The 754-nt window shown below is 49.7% G+C and carries 1 protein-coding gene and 1 pseudogene; one reads left to right on the top strand and one right to left on the bottom strand.

The genetic code is table 11. The features are described from left to right. On the bottom strand, window positions 1–87 hold an 87-nt coding region (locus tag KIV40_RS26600; RefSeq protein WP_285352181.1), incomplete at its 3' end, for a DUF416 family protein. 71 nt (window positions 88–158) lie between these two features. Between KIV40_RS26600 and KIV40_RS26595 the strand changes: the two are divergent. Then, window positions 159–754: pseudogene (locus KIV40_RS26595) on the top strand (NAD(P)-dependent oxidoreductase); the annotation flags it as partial.

Below are 754 nucleotides of genomic sequence, written 5' to 3'. Positions count from 1 at the left end.
CATACGCTCACACAGACACGCCATGAAAGTAATTTGTTGCCAAGGTTCGAGTTTTTCAAGACGAACCTGAAGTGGATTCTGTAGCATAGTTACTCAATAGTTGCAGAAAAAGACAGCGAAAGTGTACTTGATAAACCTTAGGGAAAAAAGGTAAGCCGATGAACAATTTCACCAATAAACTCTATATTCTCACCGAGCACGACGAGACCTATCAACAACTGGTCCTTGAACACGCCTTACCCGACCTAGAAATCACCGAAGACGCCGCGGAGGCTGACATTGTACTCGCGGCTCCACCTATGGTTGCTCAACGCTTGAGCGAGTTCAGCAAGCTGGATTGGCTGTAAAGCACATATGCGGGTATGAACGCTCTAGCTAGCCCTGAGCTTCGTCAAGATTACACACTCACCAACGTCAGAGGCATCTTCGGACCACTCATCGCTGAGTATGTCATGGGTTACAGCGTCAGCCACTACCGCCACTTTCAACACTACCACCAGCAGCAAGCTCAAAAGCAGTGGCAGCCACAGCTTTATCAATCACTCAGCGGACGCACCATGGTGATCCTTGGTACCGGTTCAATTGGCAGCCATCTCGCCAAGGTGGCGCAAGCCTTCGGTATTCAAGCGATTGGGGTTAACCGCACTGGCATACCACCACGTCAAACTTCATTTGATAGCACTTACCACATCAACGAAGCGCACGTCGCTCTCAAACAAGCGGATATCATCGTCAATACCCTGCCCTCGACGCC

The sequence above is a fragment of the Vibrio sp. D173a genome (assembly GCF_030248475.1).
Note: the sequence above shows the minus strand (reverse complement) of the source record. Positions and strands in the feature narration are given on the sequence as shown.